16 protein-coding genes and 1 tRNA gene are annotated in these 19909 nt (G+C 64.3%); 3 read left to right on the top strand and 14 right to left on the bottom strand.

What is annotated here, in order from left to right; translation table 11 throughout:
• Positions 1-53 precede the first annotated feature (53 nt).
• Positions 54-1316: an MFS transporter gene (locus ACTU6V_RS08115; RefSeq protein WP_443475565.1), complete on the top strand. Its 1263-nt coding sequence runs from the start codon at positions 54-56 to the stop codon at positions 1314-1316.
• Positions 1317-1320: 4 nt separating this feature from the next.
• Here the strand turns inward: ACTU6V_RS08115 and ACTU6V_RS08110 are convergent, their stop codons facing one another.
• The 8 genes from ACTU6V_RS08110 to polA all read right to left on the bottom strand — a co-directional run bounded on the left by ACTU6V_RS08110 (position 1321) and on the right by polA (position 10581).
• Positions 1321-1581, bottom strand: a complete 261-nt coding sequence (locus ACTU6V_RS08110; RefSeq protein WP_443475393.1) for a DUF6458 family protein — start codon at positions 1579-1581, stop codon at positions 1321-1323.
• Positions 1582-1710: 129 nt separating this feature from the next.
• Positions 1711-2454 carry a formylglycine-generating enzyme family protein gene (locus ACTU6V_RS08105; protein WP_443468253.1) on the bottom strand — a complete coding sequence of 248 codons (744 nt, stop codon included), beginning with the start codon at positions 2452-2454 and terminating at the stop codon, positions 1711-1713.
• Positions 2451-3077 carry a membrane protein YczE gene (gene yczE, locus ACTU6V_RS08100; RefSeq protein ID WP_443468254.1) on the bottom strand — a complete coding sequence of 209 codons (627 nt, stop codon included), beginning with the start codon at positions 3075-3077 and terminating at the stop codon, positions 2451-2453. Before yczE ends, ACTU6V_RS08105 begins: the two co-directional genes overlap by 4 nt.
• Positions 3074-3817 carry an SGNH/GDSL hydrolase family protein gene (locus ACTU6V_RS08095; protein ID WP_443475564.1) on the bottom strand — a complete coding sequence of 248 codons (744 nt, stop codon included), beginning with the start codon at positions 3815-3817 and terminating at the stop codon, positions 3074-3076. The genes yczE and ACTU6V_RS08095 overlap by 4 nt, the downstream gene beginning before the upstream one ends.
• Before the next feature lie 44 nt (positions 3818-3861).
• Positions 3862-5211: an MFS transporter gene (locus tag ACTU6V_RS08090; protein ID WP_443468256.1), complete on the bottom strand. Its 1350-nt coding sequence runs from the start codon at positions 5209-5211 to the stop codon at positions 3862-3864.
• On the bottom strand, positions 5208-6233 hold the full coding sequence (locus tag ACTU6V_RS08085; protein ID WP_443475392.1) for an LLM class flavin-dependent oxidoreductase: 1026 nt from the start codon (positions 6231-6233) through the stop codon (positions 5208-5210). Before ACTU6V_RS08085 ends, ACTU6V_RS08090 begins: the two co-directional genes overlap by 4 nt.
• 6 nt (positions 6234-6239) lie before the next feature.
• Entirely contained in the window at positions 6240-7913 is a 1674-nt protein-coding gene (locus tag ACTU6V_RS08080) for a DUF885 domain-containing protein (protein WP_443475391.1), read from the bottom strand.
• A 34-nt stretch (positions 7914-7947) separates the two neighbouring features.
• Positions 7948-10581 carry a DNA polymerase I gene (gene polA, locus ACTU6V_RS08075; RefSeq protein ID WP_443475390.1) on the bottom strand — a complete coding sequence of 878 codons (2634 nt, stop codon included), beginning with the start codon at positions 10579-10581 and terminating at the stop codon, positions 7948-7950.
• Positions 10582-10641: 60 nt separating this feature from the next.
• On the opposite strand from polA, the gene ACTU6V_RS08070 reads away from it, so the two are divergent.
• Entirely contained in the window at positions 10642-11046 is a 405-nt protein-coding gene (locus ACTU6V_RS08070; protein WP_443468434.1) for a hotdog fold thioesterase, read from the top strand.
• Positions 11047-11050: 4 nt separating this feature from the next.
• Here the strand turns inward: ACTU6V_RS08070 and ACTU6V_RS08065 are convergent, their stop codons facing one another.
• Genes ACTU6V_RS08065 through ACTU6V_RS08055 form a run of 3 tightly spaced genes read right to left on the bottom strand, consistent with a single transcriptional unit; the run spans position 11051 to position 12074 of the window.
• Complete coding sequence (locus ACTU6V_RS08065) at positions 11051-11263, bottom strand: GNAT family N-acetyltransferase (protein ID WP_443475389.1); 213 nt, start codon at positions 11261-11263, stop codon at positions 11051-11053.
• Complete coding sequence (locus ACTU6V_RS08060) at positions 11263-11457, bottom strand: hypothetical protein (protein WP_443468271.1); 195 nt, start codon at positions 11455-11457, stop codon at positions 11263-11265. Before ACTU6V_RS08060 ends, ACTU6V_RS08065 begins: the two co-directional genes overlap by 1 nt.
• Positions 11454-12074: an ANTAR domain-containing response regulator gene (locus ACTU6V_RS08055; protein ID WP_298036184.1), complete on the bottom strand. Its 621-nt coding sequence runs from the start codon at positions 12072-12074 to the stop codon at positions 11454-11456. The genes ACTU6V_RS08060 and ACTU6V_RS08055 overlap by 4 nt, the downstream gene beginning before the upstream one ends.
• 102 nt (positions 12075-12176) lie before the next feature.
• Between ACTU6V_RS08055 and ACTU6V_RS08050 the strand changes: the two genes are divergently transcribed.
• Positions 12177-12262: transfer RNA gene (locus ACTU6V_RS08050), tRNA-Leu, on the top strand.
• Positions 12263-12311: 49 nt separating this feature from the next.
• Here the strand turns inward: ACTU6V_RS08050 and pyk are convergent.
• From pyk to gltB, 3 genes are all read right to left on the bottom strand, one after another.
• Complete coding sequence (gene pyk / locus ACTU6V_RS08045; RefSeq protein WP_443468272.1) at positions 12312-13760, bottom strand: pyruvate kinase; 1449 nt, start codon at positions 13758-13760, stop codon at positions 12312-12314.
• 65 nt (positions 13761-13825) lie between these two features.
• Positions 13826-15283: a glutamate synthase subunit beta gene (locus ACTU6V_RS08040; RefSeq protein WP_443468273.1), complete on the bottom strand. Its 1458-nt coding sequence runs from the start codon at positions 15281-15283 to the stop codon at positions 13826-13828.
• On the bottom strand, positions 15276-19844 hold the full coding sequence (gltB, locus tag ACTU6V_RS08035; RefSeq protein WP_443468274.1) for a glutamate synthase large subunit: 4569 nt from the start codon (positions 19842-19844) through the stop codon (positions 15276-15278). The genes ACTU6V_RS08040 and gltB overlap by 8 nt, the downstream gene beginning before the upstream one ends.
• Between the last annotated feature and the right edge of the window lie 65 nt (positions 19845-19909).

Below are 19909 nucleotides of genomic sequence, written 5' to 3'. Positions count from 1 at the left end.
CCACAGTCGGGTCGAGGGCATGGCTGATTTGGATCGTCGGCGTCGCCGCCTACATGCTCGCGGTCGCCAACCGCACCTCTCTCGGCGCCGTAGGCGTGGATGCGGCAGAGAGATTCCATGCGGATGCCGCGACGCTCTCCCTCTTCGCCGTCGTGCAGCTCGCGGTGTACGGCGGAATGCAGATCCCGATCGGGGTATTCCTCGACAAGTACGGTGCGCGACCGATCATCACCCTCGGGATGGTGCTCATGGCCGCAGGACAGCTGATCATGGCCATCTCCCCGAGCATCGGGATCGCGATCCTCGCGCGCGTCCTGCTCGGTGCGGGCGACGCCATGGTCTTTCCCGCGGTGCTGCGTTTGATCGCGACCTGGTTCCCTGCGCAGCGCGGCCCGCTGATGGTGCAACTGACCGGGGTGATCGGTCAGGCCGGTCAGCTGATCGCGCTGATCCCGGTCGCGGCGCTCTTGCACGCCACGACGTGGACCATCACGTTCGGCAGCATCGCCGGCCTCGGCATCCTGTTCGCGATCCTCGTCTTCGCCCTTATTCGCAACCGACCGCCTGAGATCGACGAGGACGTGACGGTCAACACTGACACCGGCGTCGTGCACGTGGTCACGTCGACGATCGATTCCGGCGTGGGCATCCGTGCGGCGTGGGAGCACCCTGGCACGCGCCTCGCGTTCTGGTCGCATTTCGCAACACCGTTCGCGGGTACGGCCTTCGTCCTCCTTTGGGGAATGCCGTTCTTGACGGCGGGTGAGGGCCTCTCCCCCACTGCGGCGGCAACACTGATCTCGGTATATGTCGCTGTCGGAATGTGTCTCGGCCCCATCCTCGGCGAGCTCTCGCGCCGCAATCCGAACCAACGATCCGTCGCACTCGTGCTGCCGACGATCGGCGTTCAGATGCTCGCGTGGATTGCCGTCATCGTCTACCCTGGCCCAGCACCGCTGTGGCTTCTATATGTCCTCGCGATAGCTCTCGCCACAGGTGGTCCGGCATCTATGATCGCCTTCGATCACGCACGCACGCATAATCCGGCCCACCGGTTGAGCACGGCAACAGGGCTGACGAATGCCGGCGGCTTCATCGCCGCCCTCACCGCAGTATTCCTGATCGGGCTTGTGCTCGATCTGCAGGGTGCAGGAACCCCCGACACCTACTCGCGTGAGGCGTTCCGTCTTGCGTTCCTCACGCAGGTGCCGCTCTGGCTGCTCGGCGTCGTCTTCATCCTCATTGAGCGCAAGCGCACCAGAATCCGGATGGGGCTCGACCCGGAACCGGTGCGCCGCTCACGGTCACGTAGATGAGCGCCTAGAGCGATGTGTCGTCCGGTGCGCTCGTCGACCGGCGAGTCGTCTGCGTGCCAGCCCCGGGGTCGACGGAGGTACGCGTGACGGAGTTCGTCTGCCGACGTCGAGCGACGAGGATCAGACCGATGATGAAGACGACGGCGCCTGCACCCATCAGGATGTATCCGATCAGGTCCAGGTTCACCCAGGACACCTCGATGTTGATTGCGAATGCAAGGATCGCGCCGATCACGAACAGGGCGATTCCGGTACCTATGCTCATCGTCATCCCTTCCAGTGCCGCAGGTCGGCACTCATCCAGGGTCGCAACCCTGCGAGACCTCGATGATCGCAGTAATTCGAATGCTCAGCAACGGGTTGACATGACAGGGCCCTCGGCACTGCTGTGCGGTCAGCGGCGCGGTGTCCACCCTGACGGCAGCCGACCGCTGCCCGACGCTCGCTCTTGATCGGCTGCCGCCGACCATCCCTGCGCAGCGTCCACGCTGTCGAAGCCACCTCGCGCCAGCCGCATCCCGACATCCTCATGGTGCATCCGGGGCGCTCCCCCGCGTCGGACAGACGCACGGACGCTCCAGGCGTCGTCGGCGTATCCCCCACCCCGGAAGACCCGGTACTCGTCGTAGCGGGCAGGATCCAGAAGATCCCAGCACCACTCCCACACGTTGCCGAGCGTGTCGAACAGCCCGTGGAGATTCGGGAGCTTCCCTCCGATGTTCTGTGGGGAGGTCACCCCGTCAGCCGCAGTCCACGCGACTTCGGTGAGCGGGCCATAGTGGGGTCCCACAGAACCTGCACGACACGCGTACTCCCACTCTGCTTCCGTCGGCAGGCGATAGCCGTCGCTGTCGACACGCCAGGCGATCTGCTCTCCATCGAACGAGTAGGCCGAATCCAGACCCTCCCACTCGGATGCTGCGTTGCAGAAACGGATGGCACGCAGCCAACTGAGACCCGTCGCGGGCCTGCGAGGATGCTGGCCGGCGACCCCGAGGATCTCCGAGAACTGCTCCTCGGCGACCGGATACACGCCGATCTCGAATGGTTCGAGATCGACAGTCCGACGCGTCTTTCGACGTGCGTCGCTGAGAGTGACGCTTCCGCCCGGGAGACGGGCCATCTCGATATCGGTCATTCCTCCTGCGCTTTCGCACCCTCTGGCAGTTTCACGTCGAAGATGCGCATGAAGAACTGACAGAGCGGACCGACGAGCAACGCGAATGCGAGGGTTCCGATCCCGACGTTGCCGCCCAGAGCCCAGCCGATTGCCACCACGATGATCTCAAGGCCGGTGCGTACGAGCCAGATCGGCCGCCCAGTGCGGGCATGGAGACCTGTCATCAGTCCATCACGCGGGCCGGGACCGAAGCGCGCGCCGATGTACAGCCCCGTCGCAGCAGCCAAGACGAAGAGTCCGATGACGAAGAACCCGATCCGCAGCCACAGCGGCTGATTGACAGGGATGAGCAGGAGCCCGACGTCGGCAGAAGGGCCAACCAGCAGAGCATTCAGAATCGTACCCACGCCGTATCTCTGACGCAGTGGCAACCACAGGATGAGCACCACCACGCTCGTCAGAATGGTGATGACGCCGAATGACAGCGGCACGTGCAACGCGATCCCCTGTGAAAGCACATCCCATGGCGCAGCACCGATCTCACCGCGCACCATGAAGGCGATGCCGATCCCGTACAGGAACAGGCCGATCAGCAGCTGCACGATCCGGCGTGGAAGCCGCCGACCGCGCACGGAGCTCACTGAGGCGCCCGTTCCACCCACGTCGGATACTTCGCGGCACGCCCATCTCCCGACGATGTGCGAGTGATGCGCCGCCTCATCCACGGACCAACATGTTGACGGTAGTACGCGAGACCCGCTGGGCCATTCGAAGCAGAACTCGGCGCCCACCACACGGCTGGTGGCTCGTAGCCCAGCGCATGCAGCACCCGCGCTGCCACGCGGTGGTGTCCGTTCGTGTTCATGTGCAGCCGGTCTTCAGACCAATAGGCGCCGGCAGACAGCTCGCGGTCGGGCCAGTTCAATGCGCGGACCACGTCATCACGGTCCGCGATTCGGCGCAGCACTGCGGCCGAGAGCTCGTCACCGCGACGCTGAATCAGCGACCCCATCGGAAGCTGGCCCGCGGGGTTCGCACCGGAGAGCAGAATCACGCGGACGCCCTGCTCATCACAGCGCCGCATCACTCGTGAAAAGGTATCGGCGATGTGCTCCACGTTCGTACGTGGGCGGAGCATGTCATTGCCGCCGCCGTTGAACGACAAGTGTGTCGGTCTCAGTGCGAGTGCCGGCTCCAGCTGCTCTTCGATGATGGGCCAGGCGAGCTTGCCGCGGATTGCGAAGTTCGCATACTGGATCGGATGGCCTGCGGCGTCCGCCCAGCCCTGCGCTGCGATATCTGCCCAGCCGCGCACTCGTCCATCGGGCAGCTCATCGCCCACCCCTTCGGTGAACGAGTCCCCGATCGCTACGAACCTCACATCAGCCACTCACTCAGCCTATTGCCGTCGTGCGGCCTGTGACGTCATCGGTCATCGAGAGACTGGCCGCGTCGATCGACCAGGCCCCACGCGGCCACGGCCGCGACGATGAAGAAGAGTGCGAAGACCACGAAGAGCATCGGGGCTCCGCCGAGCCCGAGAACGACGGGAACGAGCAACGGCGCGATGATCGATGCGATCCGCCCGACACCCGCGGCCCACCCCGATCCCGTGCCGCGCATCGAGGTCGGATAGATCTCCGGTGTGACCGCGTAGAGCGCACCCCATGCGCCGAGGTTGAAGAAGGACAGCGCCATGCCGGATCCGATGATCGCCGCATCCCCGCTCGCTGTGCCGAAGAACACCGCCGAGACAGCGGAGCCGACGAGGAAGACCGAGAGCGTGGCCCGGCGCCCCCACACTTCGATGAGCCAGGCGGCCACCGCGTAGCCTGGCAGCTGAGCGAGCGTGATCACCAACGTGAAGCCGAAGGATCGGACAAGATCGTACCCCGCATCCACGAGAATGCTGGGGATCCAGATGAACGCCCCGTAATAGGCGAAGTTGACGCAGAACCACACCAGCCACAGGCACAGGGTTCGCGTGCGGAACTCAGCCGACCAGAGCTTTTGCAACCGAGCACTCGCCGTGATGGCGAGCATCCGCCCCGGCGAGTCGGGGATCTTGGTGGGTGGCGTCACAACCCCGGCATCCGCTTCGAACTTCTCGATGATGCGCTCGGCTTCACCCATCCGTCCCCGTGATGCGAGCCAACGCGGCGACTCCGGCAGACCCCAGCGAACCACGAGAGCGTACACCGCGGGTATCGCGCCGAGCGCGAACGCCCAGCGCCACCCGTCGTCAGAGAGAGGGATGACGAAGTAGCCGATCAGCGCTGCTGCCGTCCAGCCGACTGCCCAGAAGGCCTCAAGGATCACGATCAGCCGTCCGCGGATCCGCGCCGGTGCGAACTCGCTCACGTACGTCGATGCCACCGGGAGCTCGGCGCCGAGCCCGAGACCGACGAAGAACCTCAGCACCAGCAGAATCGCCACCCCGCCGACCAGGGCACTTGCGCCGGTGGCCGCGCCGTAGATCAGAAGGGTGATGGCGAAGACCTGACGCCGCCCGAACCGGTCCGCGAGCAGGCCGCCGAGACTGGCGCCGAGCGCCATCCCGATGAATCCCACGGACGCGATCCACCCGCTCTCTGCCTTGCTGATATCCCACTGCTGGGTGAGCGCGGCGAGGATGAACGAGATGAGACCGACATCCATCGCATCCAGTGCCCACCCGAGCCCTGACCCCGTCAGCAGGCGCGCGTGCCGCCGAGTGAACGGCAGATCATCGAGGCGAGCAGCGAGATTCGCTCTGCTGGGCAACGGGCCGGTCATGACAGCAGCGCACGAACACGCGGGATGACCTCGGTGCCGTAGAGCTCGATGCTCTGCATCATCTGATCATGACCGAGTGTGCCCGTGGCGTACTTCAGATCAAATCGGCTGATGCCGAGTGTGCGGATGGTGTCGGCGATCTTGTTCGCCACCCGTTCGGGAGCGCCGGAGTAGATCGCGCCGGCGGGGCCGACGTCGTTCTGGAATCGTGCGCGGCTGTAGGTCGGCCAGCCGCGCTCTCTTCCGATGGTGTTGTTCATCGCTTCGAACCCGCTGTACGCGGCATCCCACGCCTCTTCGTCGGTGCGTGCGATGTGGCCGGGCGAGTGAACGGCGATCGGATGCTGCGGTGTCCCGAACGTCGAAGTCGCACGGTGATACAGCTCGACGAGCGGCACAAAACGCTCGGCAGGTCCGCCGATGATCGCCAGCATCAGACCCAGACCGTGGCGCGCCACGCGCACGACGGACTCCGGGCTGCCGCCGACGCCCACCCAGGTGCGCAGCCCCGCCTCGGTCTTGGGGAAGACGTCTGCATTCTCCAGGTCTGCCCGCATCGTTCCAGACCAGGTCACCGGCTGCTCCTTCAAGAGCTCGACGAAGAGTTCGAGCTTCTCCTCGAAGAGCGCTTCATAGTCACGCAGCTCGAATCCGAACAGCGGGAAGGACTCCGTGAACGAACCCCGGCCGAGCACAACTTCTGCGCGCCCCGATGAGAGCGCATCGAGGGTCGAGAAGCGCTCGAACACTCGAACCGGATCATCCGACGAGAGCACCGTCACGGCGGTGCCGAGGCGGATGCGCTCGGTACGCGCGGCGATCGCGGCCAACACCATCTCAGGAGCTGACACCGCGAACTCGACGCGATGATGCTCCCCCACGCCGAAGAAATCGACGCCGACGCTGTCCGCGAGTTCTGCTTGCGCGACGATGTTGCGGATCGTCTGGGCAGCTGTCAGAAGCTCCCCATCGGCGCCGCGGGTGATGTCGCCGAAGGTGTCGAGACCGAATTCAAGATTCATGGCGCCCTACTTCACCAGGGCAGAGCGGAGGGTGTCGAGGCCGACCCCTCCAAGGTCCAGCGCGCGCTTATGGAACTCCTTGATGTCGAAGGCCTCGCCCTGCTCTGCACGGCAGGCATCGCGGACCTGCTCCCAGATCCGCTGACCCACCTTGTACGAAGGCGCCTGCCCCGGCCACCCGAGGTAGCGATTGACCTCGAACTGCACGAACTCGTCCGACATATTGACGTTCTGGCGCATGAAGTCCAGCGCATAGTCGGCGTCCCATACTCCGGTGCCGTCCAGACGGCCCTTGCCGAGATGCACGCCGATGTCGAGCACGACACGGGCGGCGCGCATGCGCTGACCGTCGAGCATGCCCAAGCGATCGGCGGGGTCATCGAGATAGCCGAGTTGCTGCATGAGCCGTTCGGCGTAGAGCGCCCAGCCTTCGGCATGTCCTGACGTGCCTGCGAGCAGACGCCGCCAGGAGTTCAGCTCCGAGCGGTTGTAGACCGCTTGCGCGATCTGCAGATGATGTCCAGGGACACCTTCGTGATAGACCGTCGTCAGCTCGCGCCACGTGTCGAACTCGGTGACGCCTTCTGGTACCGACCACCACATCCGACCTGGACGGGAGAAATCATCGGTTGGCCCGGTGTAATAGATCCCGCCCTCCTGGGTGGGAGCGATCATGCACTCGATCGTGCGGATCTTCTCCGGGATGTCGAAGTGCGTGGCGGCCAGTTCTGCCACAGCGCGGTCGCTGGTCTCCTGCATCCATTTCTGGAGCGCTTCGGTGCCGTAGAGCTTGTGTGCGGGGTCTGCTTCGAGATGGGCGACGGCCTCTTCAACGGTCGAGCCGGGAAGAATCTCGTTCGCGATGGCGGTCTGCTCGGTCACCATGCGGGCGAGCTCCTCGCGTCCCCACTCATAGGTCTCGTCGAGATCGATCTTTGCGCCGAGGAATCGCCGGGAGTGCAGCGCGTACACATCGCGGCCCACCGCGTCGATATCGGATGCTGCTGGTGCCAGCGTTCCGGTCAGGAACGCGCGCAGCTCGTCGTATGCCTCTCTCGCCGCAGTCGTGCCTCGGGCGAGGTCGCGCGTCAGCGATTCCGGGATCGCTCCATCGTCGAGCGAAGCACCGTTCGCGAAGGACGCGAAGAAGCCGTCGTCGGCGGCATAGCGCAGGATCTGACCGGCAACCTCGGTGACCTGGCGACGTGCGGGCACGACGCCGCGCGCGAGGCCTTCACGGAGTGTCGCGGTATACCCGCTCAGGGCGTCAGGGATCGCCGAAAGTCGCTTCGCGATGGTCTCCCAATCCGCGACGGTGGAAGTGGGCATGAGGTCGTATACCTGACGCACATCCTGGGCAGCGGACTCGATGACATTGAGGTCACGAAGGTGCCACTGCGCATCGTCGAACTCGACCTCCAGATCGAGTTCACTCAACAGATCTGTCTTGGTGACGTCGTCGACGGCATCAGTCGGGTCGAGTGCGGCCAGGTCGCGCCGGGCCTTGCGCACCGCGGCGATATACCGCTCGTGTCCTTCTGGGCTCAGATCCGAGTAGCGGTCATTACCGGCATCCCGGCCGATGTACGTGCCGAGAGTCGGATTGAGATCTGTCAGCGTGTCGACCCAGTCTTCGGCAACCTTGTCGATCGCGGTGGGTGTGCGCGGGGTATCCGTCATGATGATCAGCGTAGCCGCGCACACGCCGTCGTGGTCAGTGAGCGGCTTCGTTCCAATCGTGTCCGCGGCCGACCTGCACATCGAGTGGAACCGAGAGATCGGCGGCGCCGTTCATGCGGGTGCGCACGATCTGCTCTGTGGCATCCCACTCCCCTGGTGCGACCTCGAGAACGAGTTCGTCGTGGATCTGCAGCAGCACGCGTGAGCGCAGCGCGGCGGCGTTGAGGTCAGCGTGGATGCGGAACAGTGCGATCTTCATGACATCGGCGGCGCTGCCCTGGATGGGAGCGTTGAGCGCTGCGCGTTCGGCATTCTCTCGGAGAACGCGGTTGGGGCTCGAGAGATCGGGGAATGGCCTGCGTCGCCCGAAGATCGTCTCGGTGTAACCCACCTCTTTCGCCTTGATGACGGACGCCCGGAGGTAGTCGCGCACCGCGCCGAAGCGAGCGAAGTACTCGAGCATGAGCTGCTTCGCTTCAGACTGTTCGATGCGCAGCTGCTTTGACAAGCCGAAGGCGCTGAGGCCGTAGACCAGGCCGTACGACATCGCCTTGACCTTCGTGCGCATGGCGGAAGTGACATCGGCGGGTTCGACTCCGAAGACGCGCGAACCGACGAAGCGGTGCAGGTCTTCGCCGCTGTTGAACGCCTCGATGAGCCCCTCGTCGCCTGACAGATGCGCCATGATGCGCATCTCGATCTGCGAGTAGTCCGCAGTCAACAGGGTCTCGTACCCTTCGCCGACCTCGAACGCACTGCGGATGCGGCGCGACTCCTCGGTGCGTACGGGGATGTTCTGCAGGTTCGGGTCGGTGCTGGAGAGCCGTCCGGTCTGGCTGCCTGTCTGCACGTACGTCGTGTGGATGCGGTGGTCATCTTTGATCGCCGTGTCGAGTGACTCAATGATCTGACGCAGCTTCGTCGCCTCACGGTGCTGCAGGAGCAAGTCGAGGAACGGATGCGGGTTGCTCTCCTGAAGATCGGCGAGAACGGCGGCATCTGTTGAGTACCCGGTCTTCGTCTTGCGTGTCTTCGGCAGCTGCAGGTCTTCGAAAAGCACTTCCTGCAGCTGTTTCGGTGAGCCGAGGTTGAACTCTCGTCCTACGAGCGCGAACGCTTCGGTGGCGATGCCATCGGTGCGCGTGGAGAGCTCAGCGGAGAAGGTCGACAGCACCTCGTGGGATACGGCCACACCAGCGAGCTCCATGTCGGCGAGCGTCGTGAGGGTCGGCAGTTCGATATCGACGAGGACGGATGCCACAGACTCGGGCAGATCGTCACGCAACGCCGCAGCAGTGCGCAGCGTGAACCACGCCTCTTGAGAGGGCGTAGCGCCATCAGTCTCTGGGACGAGCTGCGACGGGTCGGAAACAGGGAGCTTCTCGCCGAGGTAGCGATCCACGAGGTGCGAGAGCGTCTTATCGGGAAGACTCGGACGCAGCAGCCAACCCGCGAGCAGCGTGTCGTACGCAAGCCCCCCGAGCCGGACATCTGCCCTGAGCAGGGCTTTGACCTGCGCCTTTGCATCATTGAGCACCTTGGGGCTGTCGGACTCCAACCAGGGGCGCAGCGCTGCAGCAGCGTCTGCTGACCAGTCGGTCTCGCGCAGGTCAGTGAGGTTGGCGAACCCGATGCGGGTCACCTCACCCCCGTGGCTGACAACAGTCAGCGCGAGCTCCCCGTCTTGCGTGTCGAGCCACTCGGCGAGTTCTGCGACGCTGCCCTCTATCGGCACGGGCAGGTCGATGGTCGGCTCGGCGGATGCCGCTTCTTCTTCGCCGCCGATCGCGTCGAAGACCCGCGGAAGCAGAGTGCGGAACTCGAGGCGCGCGAAGATATCGCGGATCGCCTGCACATCAGGAGGTGAGACGGCGAGACCGGCCGGAGCCAGAGGAAGTTCGACATCAGTGAGCAGCCGGTTGAGTCGACGGTTGCGGCGCACATCTTCGAGGTGATCGCGCAGATTTCCGCCGACGACGCCCTTGATCTCTTCGGCGCGGGCCAGAAGGTCATCGAGAGTGCCGAACTGCGTCAACCACTTGACCGCGGTCTTCTCCCCCACCTTCGGAACGCCGGGGAGGTTGTCGCTCGTCTCACCGACGAGGGCCGCGATATCGGGGTACTGCTCCGGCCGAACGCCATAGCGCTCCTGCACAGTATTCGGATCGTAGCGCTTGAGCTGCGAGACCCCCTGAACGGAGGGATACAGCAGCGTCACCTTGTCGTTCACAAGTTGGATCGTGTCGCGGTCACCCGAGACGACGAGCACTTCATAGCCTTCTTCGGAGCCCTGGTGCGCGAGAGTTGCGAGGATATCGTCGGCCTCCACGCCTTCTTTGGTGAGCACTGGGATCGACATGGCGGACAGGCACTCCTGCAGAAGCGGAATCTGCCCGCGGAACTCCTGCGGAGTCTCGGAACGTGTCGCCTTGTACTCCGGGTACTCGTCCGTGCGGAACGAGTGACGCGACGTGTCGAAGGCAATCGCGAGGTGCGAGGGCTTCTCAGCCTTGATCAGATTCACGAGCATCGACAAGAAGCCGTAGATCGCGTTGGTGTGCTGGTGGTCCTTCGTCGTGAAGTTCTCGACAGGAAGTGCGAAGAACGCACGGTATGCGAGCGAATGGCCGTCGACGACCATGAGGGTAGGCTTTGCGGTGTCCGTCACTCTCACAGCCTAACGAGGACGGCAGACACTCGCTGAGGAGGATCCGTGACCGAAACCCAAATGACCGGACTGGAGTGGGTGGGCCAGCGCGGGATGGGCGCACTGGCCGAGAAGATGGGGATCGAATTCCTGGAGTTCTCGGTTGAGCGCACCGTCGCAAGGATGCCGGTCGAGGGCAACACACAGCCTGTCGGGCTTCTGCACGGGGGCGCATACGTCGTGCTCGGTGAATCGCTCGGATCGATGTCCGCGAATCTGGCAGCGGGTCCCACCAAACTCGCTGTCGGTCTGGACATCAATGCAACGCACACCCGCTCTGCGACGTCGGGTTTCGTCACCGGCGTGTGCACCCCGATTCACCTGGGTCGAAGCGTGATGGTGCACGAGATCGTCGTCACCGACGATCAGGATCGGCGGTGCTCCACCATCCGCATCACGAACCTGGTGAAGGACGCGCCCGCCTGACAGATCAGGCGCCTCTGAGGATGCGCTGGAACAGATAGTGGTCCTGCCACTCCCCCGCGATTCTCAGATACTTCGGTGCCATCCCGATGCGCTCAAAGCCATTGGCTGCCAGTACGCGTTGTGACGCAGCGTTGTGCAGTAGCGTCGCCGCCTGCAGGCGGTGAAGTTCTAGAACGGCTGCCGCGTGCTCGATCGCTGATGAGATTGCACGCGTCATCAGCCCTCAGCATCCCGATCAGTGAGGAGCGAAGCGACAAGTCTCTCCTGCTCGCTCCCAGTGAAGAATGCCTGATCTCGGAGGGGATCCCACGGCGCAAGATGCACGCGATTCCGGATGAAGGACGCGGCGAGAGCCACGCCGTCACCTGGTTCGAGCGGTCGGAGGCGGATGCCGCCTCCGAGATCGGTCACGCCTTCTTGGGCGCGAGCTGCTCGATGATCGCCTTGGCGACGTCCTGCATCGTGAGGCGACGGTCCATTGATGCCTTCTGGATCCAGCGGAATGCCTCGGGCTCGCTGAGGCCCATCTTCTCGTTGAGGAGGCCCTTGGCGCGGTCGACCAGCTTGCGGGTCTCGAAGCGCTCGACCATGTCGGCGACCTCAGCTTCGAGCGTGATGATCTGCTCATGGCGGGCCAGTGCGATCTCGATCGCAGGCAGCAGGTCGTTCGGCGTGAACGGCTTGACGACATAAGCCAGTGCGCCAGCCTCGCTTGCGCGCTCGACGAGCTCCTTCTGGCTGAAGGCGGTCAGCAGCACCACCGGAGCGATGTTCGCCTTGTGCAGGCGCTCCGCGGCGCTGATTCCGTCGAGCTGCGGCATCTTGACGTCCATGATGACGAGGTCAGGACGAAGCTCGGTGGCAAGAGCAACAGCCGTTTCGCCGTCACCTGCCTCACCGACGACATCGAAGCCGTTGTCGCGGAGGATCTCAACGATGTCGAGTCGGATCAGCGATTCGTCCTCAGCGACGACAACGCGTCGGGGGGCGGATGCCGTGGGCTGCTCAGACAGTTCTTGCTCGGTCACAGTACCCATTCTAGGGGACGCCCGGTGAGTGCCCGCCGCACACGCCCGTGGTCGCACGGAACAAGCTCCACACTGCGCTAAAGTCGTAGACGCGACATCCGCGCCGGCGTGGCGGAATGGTAGACGCGGAGCACTCAAAATGCTTTGTCCGAAAGGACGTGTGGGTTCGAGTCCCACCGCCGGCACCAATGCGAAGAGGACCACCCCGATGGGGTGGTCCTCTTCGTATTTCGACTTCTACGCGCCGGCCTTGTAGATCGGAGCTGCGCCGTTGACGGCATCCCCGACCTTGTGCACGCGGATATCGTTCGTCGAGCCGACGATGCCGGGAGGGGAACCGGAGATCACGACGACCTTGTCCCCTTCCTTCGCGAGGTCGTTCTTGAGTAGATACTCATCGACCTGCAGGAACATCATGTCGGTGTGCTGGACGGACTCGACCAGTGTCGAGCGGATGCCCCACGTGAGTGCCATGCGGCGGCGAATGCCGGGCTCAGGCGTGAACGCGAGCATCGGAATGCGCGAGCGCAGTCGCGACAGACGACGTGCGCTGTCACCGGACTGCGTGAACACGCAGAGGAACTTCGCGTCGACGAACTCGGCGACCTCGAGGGCTGCGAGAGTGATCGCGCCACCCTGCGTGCGCGGTTTGGTCGTCAGTGGCGCAATTCGTTCGAGTCCGTGCTCTTCTGTGGACTCCACGATGCGCGCCATGGTCTCGACGACCACGATCGGGTACTCCCCCACGCTCGTCTCACCAGAGAGCATCACAGCGTCTGCGCCATCAAGCACAGCGTTCGCGACGTCGGAGGTCTCAGCGCGCGTCGGGACAGGGCTCGAGATCATCGACTCGAGCATCTGCGTTGCGACGATGACCGGCTTCGCGTTGCGGCGGGCGAGCTCGACGGCGCGCTTCTGCACGATCGGCACGGCTTCCAGCGGCAGCTCGACACCCAGGTCGCCACGGGCGACCATGATGCCGTCGAAGGCATCGACGATCTCTTCCAGCGCGTCGACGGCCTGCGGCTTCTCGATCTTGGCGATGACAGGGACCTTCACCCCCTCTTCGGCCATGATCTCGTGCACCCGCGTGACGTCTTCCGCGTTGCGCACGAACGACAGCGCGATGAGGTCGGCGCCGGTGCGCAGACCCCAGCGAAGGTCGTCCTCGTCCTTCTGACTCAGGGCCGGAACGTTCACGGCGACGCCGGGCAGGTTGATGCCCTTGTTGTTCGACACCGCGCCGGCGACGATCACCCGCGTGGTGACGACGGTTCCGTCGGTCTCGACGACCTCGACGCGCACCTTGCCGTCGTCGATCAACAGGAAATCACCGGGCTTGACGTCCTGAGGCAGACCCTTGAACGTTGTGCCACAGATCTCGCGGTTACCGACGATGTCCTCGATGGTGATCTTGAAGATGTCACCTTCGGCGAGCTCGTAAGGGCCCGCCTCGAACTTGCCGAGGCGGATCTTCGGGCCCTGCAAGTCCACGAGGATGGCGACTGCCTTGCCCGCGTCATCCGCAGCACGGCGTACGTTCGCGTAGTTCGCGTCGTGGACGGTGTAGTCGCCGTGGCTGAGGTTCAGTCTGGCAACGTCAACCCCAGCCTCGATGATGGCTCGGACATTCTCATAGCTGGATGTTGCCGGGCCCAGCGTGGCGACGATCTTCGCGCGTCTCAATAGAATTCTCCAGGGTAAGAGGATGGGGGAATTATGGCGACGTTGCCGCCGCCAGCCTACGCGGCCTACAGACCGATTGCGAGATCAGACGGTCGCACCGGCGCTGGCAGGACTGATTCTCCCATAAGGTAACGGTCCACGCTTGCCGCCGCCGCGCGTCCTTCCGCGATGGCCCACACGATGAGCGACTGCCCACGGCCGGCGTCACCGGCGATGAAGACACCAGGGATGGTTGATTCGTAGGAATCTTCTCGAACGAATGCACCGTGCTCGGTGATCTGCGGATGCAGCTCGTCAGTGAAGGTGTCTGTTTCGGGGCCCGTGAACCCCATGGCAATCAGCACGAGGTCCGCGGGGATCTCGCGCTCTGTGCCACTCTTGGGCACGCGACGTCCGTCGAGGTACTCAGTCTCAGCGACACGCAGTGTGCGCACCTCTCCGGCTTCATTCGCGAGGAACTCGACGGTGGAGGCCAAATACTTCCGTTCGCCGCCCTCTTCGTGAGCAGACTGGACCTCGAAGAGGGTCGGCATCATCGGCCAGGGCTGGTGATCGGGGCGCTCATCGCTCGGCTGCTTGCCGATTGCGAGATTGGTGACGCTGAGAGCGCCCTGGCGGTGCGCCGTTCCGATGCAGTCCGCTCCGGTGTCACCACCACCGATCACGATGACATGCTTGCCTTCAGCGGTGATCTGGTTCGCGACCGCGTCGCCCGCGCCTGCGCGGTTCGATTCGACCAGGTACTCCATTGCGAAGTGCACACCGTCGAGATCACGCCCGGGAATGGCGAGATCGCGCGGCACGGTGGCACCGGTGGCGATGACGACGCCATCGTAACGCGCGCGCAGCTCTGCCCAAGTGATATCTTTGCCGATCTCGATGCCAGCGCGGAACCGGGTTCCCTCCTCCTGCATCTGACGAAGACGAGACTCGACGTGACTCTTCTCCATCTTGAAGTCCGGGATGCCGTAGCGAAGCAGGCCACCGATGCGGTCGTCACGCTCGAACACGGCAACTGTATGGCCGGCACGCGTGAGCTGCTGCGCTGCGGCGAGCCCTGCGGGGCCCGATCCGACGACCGCGACGGTCTTGCCCGTCAGACGCTCAGGAGGCTGCGGCTCGACCCAGCCCTTCGCGAAGGCCTCGTCGATGATCGAGACCTCGATCTGCTTGATGGTGACAGCGGGCTGGTTGATGCCCAGCACGCACGCACTCTCGCACGGGGCGGGGCACAGCCGGCCGGTGAACTCCGGGAAGTTGTTGGTCGCGTGGAGCCGCTCGATCGCCGAACGGTCCTCGCCGCGCCAGGTCAGATCGTTCCACTCCGGAATCAGGTTGCCCAGCGGGCACCCGGCGTGGCAGAACGGAACACCGCAGTCCATGCATCGACCGGCCTGACGACGGAGCACGTTCTTATCGCCGGGTTCGTAGACCTCTTTCCAGTCCATGATGCGAACCGGAACAGGACGGCGTGCGGGCAGCTCACGCTCCGTCACCTTCAAAAAGCCCTTGGGATCAGCCACCGGTCACCTCCAGGATGCGGTTCCAGACGGACTCGCCGTCCGGATCGATGCCAGAGGCCTCTGCCTCCTGGCGCATGGTCTGTACAGCTGCGAAGTCCCGCGGCAGCACCTTTGTGAACTGGGATGCCGCAGAGTCGAAGTCAGACAGCATTCGCTCGGCGAGCGGCGAGTCGGTGCGTTCGGCATGTTCGATGAGAAGACCGCGGAGCACTTCGAGATCCGCACGGTCCAGCGGCTCGAGACGCAGCTCGCCGCTGGCGCGCCCCTCCCGGTTCACCTTGTCAGGTGAGAGCCCGTGCACATATGCGACTCCGCCGGACATACCTGCACCGAGGTTTCGCCCGGTGGTGCCGAGAATCACGGCGAGCCCGCCTGTCATGTACTCGAGGGCGTGGTCTCCGACCCCCTCGACGATCGCAGTCGCACCCGAATTCCGTACCAGGAAGCGTTCGCCCACGACGCCCGAGATGAACATCGTTCCGGACGTGGCCCCGTAGCCGATCACGTTCCCGGCGATCACGTTCTGGTGCGGTGCGATGTGCGCCTCGCGCGAGGGTCGAACGACGATATCGCCGCCGGAGAGCCCCTTGCCGACGTAGTCGTTGGCGTCGCCCTCCAGCCGCAGAGTGATGCCGCGCGGCATGAATGCTCCGAGCGACTGCCCGGCAGTGCCGTGCAGCGTGATGTCGATCGTTCCAGGCGCCAGTCCTTCCGCCCCGAAACGAGCAGTGACTTCGTGCCCCAGCATCGTGCCGACGGCGCGTTCGGTGTTGCGGATCGGCAGCTCGATGAACACCGGATCCTGCGCGTGCAGAGCATCCTGCGACATCTCGATGAGCTGAACATCGAAGTGCCGATCGAGCTCGTGTTCCTGTGCGCGCCCATGCCTGCGCGGTTCGGATGCCGGGAACTGGGGGCCCTCGAGGATCGGCGAGAGGTCGAGCCCCTCGGTCTTCCAATGCGCGATCGCGTTGTTCGCCTCGATGAGGTCGGCGCGGCCGATGATCTCGTCGAGAGAGCGGAACCCGAGTTCGGCGAGAATCTCGCGCACCTCTTCGGCGATGAACTCCATGAAGTTGACGACGAACTCCGGCTTGCCGGCGAATCGCTCGCGCAGGACGGGGTTCTGAGTCGCAACGCCGACTGGGCAGGTGTCGAGGTGGCACACGCGCATCATTATGCAGCCGCTGACGACGAGCGGTGCGGTCGCGAAGCCGAATTCCTCGGCCCCCAGCAACGCGCCGATGATGACGTCGCGGCCGGTCTTGAGCTGACCATCTACCTGCACGACGACCCGATCGCGCATGCCGTTGAGCATGAGCGTCTGCTGCGTTTCCGCGAGCCCCAATTCCCACGGCGTGCCGGCGTGCTTGAGGGAGTTCAGCGGGCTGGCTCCCGTTCCACCGTCATGACCGGAAACCAGAATGACGTCGCTGAGCGCCTTCGCGACTCCCGCCGACACCGCGCCGATGCCCGACTGGCTGACGAGCTTGGTGTGGATGCGGGCATTCGGATTTGCACGCTTGAGGTCGAAGATCAGCTGCTTGAGGTCTTCGATGGAATAGATGTCGTGATGCGGTGGAGGCGAGATGAGTCCGACGCCCGCCGTCGCATGCCGGGTCCTGGCCACCCAAGGGTAGACCTTCGCCGGCGGCAGCTGACCGCCCTCACCGGGCTTGGCCCCCTGCGCGAGCTTGATCTGAATGTCGTCAGACTCGGTCAGATACAGGCTGGTGACACCGAAGCGGCCGGAAGCGACCTGCTTGATCGCGCTGCGTCGCTCCGGGTCGAGCAGGCGATCGACGTCTTCGCCGCCCTCCCCCGTGTTCGATTTGCCGCCGATGCGGTTCATCGCGATCGCCAGGGTCTCGTGGGCTTCGCGTGAGATCGAACCGTAGCTCATCGCGCCGGTGGAGAAGCGCTTCACGATTGCGCTGACGGGTTCGACCTCATCGATCGGCACTGCGGGGCGCGTGCCCTTGCGCAGCGAGAACAGTCCGCGCAGGGTCTTGAGCTCTGCTGCCTGATCGTCGACGAGCTTCGTGTACTCGCGGAAGATGTCGTAGCGGCGGTTGCGCGTCGAGTGCTGCAGCTTGAAGACCGTCTCCGGGCTGAACAGGTGCGGTGAACCGTCACGGCGCCACTGGTACTCGCCACCAGTCCACAGCCGTTCGTGGGCTCGCGCCGCTGCATCCTCCGGGTAGGCGTAATCGTGACGTGCCTGGTTCTCGGCGAAGACGTCCTCGATGCCGATGCCACCGAGCTTCGTCTCGGTACCGGTGAAGTACGCGTCGACGAAGTCCTGGCTGAGTCCGACGGCCTCGAAGACCTGAGCGCCCGCATAGGACGGCACCGTTGAGATGCCCATCTTGGACATGATTTTCAGTACACCCTTGCCGAGCGCATAGATGAGGTTGCGCACGGCCTTCTCAGTCGTCACATCGACGATGAAGCCGGTGCGCACCAGGTGCTCCACGGTTTCCATGGCGAGATACGGGTTGACTGCCGAAGCGCCATAGCCGATCAGCGTGGCGACATGGTGAACTTCTCGCACGTCTCCGGCTTCGACCAGCAGGCCGACCTTCATTCGATTCTCGCGACGGATGAGGTGGTGATGGATCGCCGACACCATGAGCAGCGAAGGGATCGGCACGAGATCCTTGTTCGAGTCCCGGTCAGAGAGGATGATGAACTCCGCACCGTTCTCGATCGCCTGATCCGCCTCGGCGCACATCTCGTCGAGACGCGCTTGCATCGTGTGCGCGCCGGCATCGAAGTGGTAGAGCCCACTGATCGTGACGGCCGAGCGCCCAGGCAGCGCCTTGTCGATGTGGCGGATCTTTGCGAGCTCGTCGTTGTCGATCACCGGGAAGTCGATGGCCACGGTTCGGGTGTGCTCCGGGCCCCAGCTGAGCAGATTCCGCTCAGGACCGAGCGATGAGCGAAGACTCGTGACAACCTCTTCGCGGATCGAGTCCAGCGGTGGGTTCGTCACCTGGGCGAACTGCTGGGTGAAGTAGTCGAACAGCAGCCGCGGACGGTCGCTCAGGACGGCGATGGGTGTGTCAGAGCCCATGGCGCCGAGCGGCTCGGCACCGGTCTGTCCCATCGGCCGCAGGAGAATGCGAATCTCCTCTTCGGTGTACCCGAAAGTGCGCTGTCGGCGGGTGATCGATGCTGGCGGATGAACGATGTGCTCGCGCTCAGGAAGATCAGCCAGGCGCACAGCACCCTGATCGAGCCATTCTTGCCACGGGTGCAGCGTGGCCAGCTCGTGTTTGATCTCTTCGTCTTCGACGATGCGGTGAGCGGCGGTGTCGACGAGGAACATCTTGCCGGGCTGGAGACGACCGCGGCGTTTGATGCGCTCCGGCTCAAACTCAAGCACACCTGTTTCCGAACCGATGACGACGAGTCCGTCGGTCGTCTCCGTCCAACGCCCGGGGCGGAGGCCATTGCGGTCGAGGGTCGCACCGACGAGCGTTCCATCGGTGAAGATCAGCGCGGCGGGGCCGTCCCAGGGCTCCATCTGGTTGGAGTGGTACTCGTAGAACGACCGCAGCTCTGGCGAGATATCGGTCTGCTTCTCATATGCCTCGGGAACCATCATCATGATGGCGTGCGGCAGACTGCGCCCGGTGAGGGTAAGGAGCTCCAGTACCTCGTCGAAGGACGCTGAGTCGCTGGCGCCGGGAGTGCAGATCGGCAGAAGCGGGTGGATGTCTCCGAGCAGCTCTGACTCGAGCTGGGACTGCCGTGCCTGCATCCAGTTGCGGTTGCCGCCGACCGTGTTGATCTCTCCGTTGTGCGCCAGCATCCGCAGGGGTTGCGCGAGAGGCCAGGACGGGAACGTGTTGGTGGAGTAACGGGAGTGGACGACTGCGAGCTCAGAGGCGAAGCGCTCGTCCTGCAGGTCAGGGTAGAACGGCTCGAGTTGGAGAGTCGTGACCATGCCCTTGTAGCCGAGCGTCCTGCTCGACAGCGACACGAAGTAGGCGCCCAGCTCGTGCCCGGCACGCTTGCGGAGGCGATACGCGACGCGATCCAGCGCAATGCCCGACAGCGCGGCCGAAGAGCCTGCCGATGTGACGAAGAACTGTTCGAAGGCGGGGCGGGCTTCATCGGCAAGCTTGCCGAGGTTCTCGTTGGCGGTGGGGACCACGCGCCAACCGAGCACGTCGAGGCCCTCTTCGCGAGCGATTTTCTCGATGCCGGCCTTCTGCGCGCGGCGATCAGATGCCTGCAGCGGGAGGAAGGCGAGCCCGGCGGCGTATTCGCCGGCATCGGGCAGTTCGAAATCTGTGACTTCGCGGAGGAAGCCATCTGGCATCTGGGTGAGGATGCCCGCACCATCTCCGGTGCCGGCGTCAGAGCCGATCGCACCGCGGTGCTCGAGGTTGCGCAGCGCGTGAAGCGCCAGCGCGATTATGTCGTGTCCTGCAGTACCCCGGAGGGTGGCGACCATGGCCAGGCCGCAGGCATCCTTTTCGAATGCCGGGTTGTACAGGCCCTGCTTCGGGGGGTAGGCGCCGGATGCGCCGTAAGGAGGCTGGAAGTACATCTGTTACCGTCCTCAGGTAATCAGGTGACACCGGGGACGCCGTCGGCCCACTCGTTCAGTGCAAT

Source organism: Microbacterium zouquanmingi (assembly GCF_052266675.1).
Classification (GTDB): Bacteria; Actinomycetota; Actinomycetes; order Actinomycetales; family Microbacteriaceae; genus Microbacterium.
The sequence above is the reverse complement of the archived record's forward strand: the minus strand, read 5'-3'. Positions and strand labels throughout refer to the sequence as shown.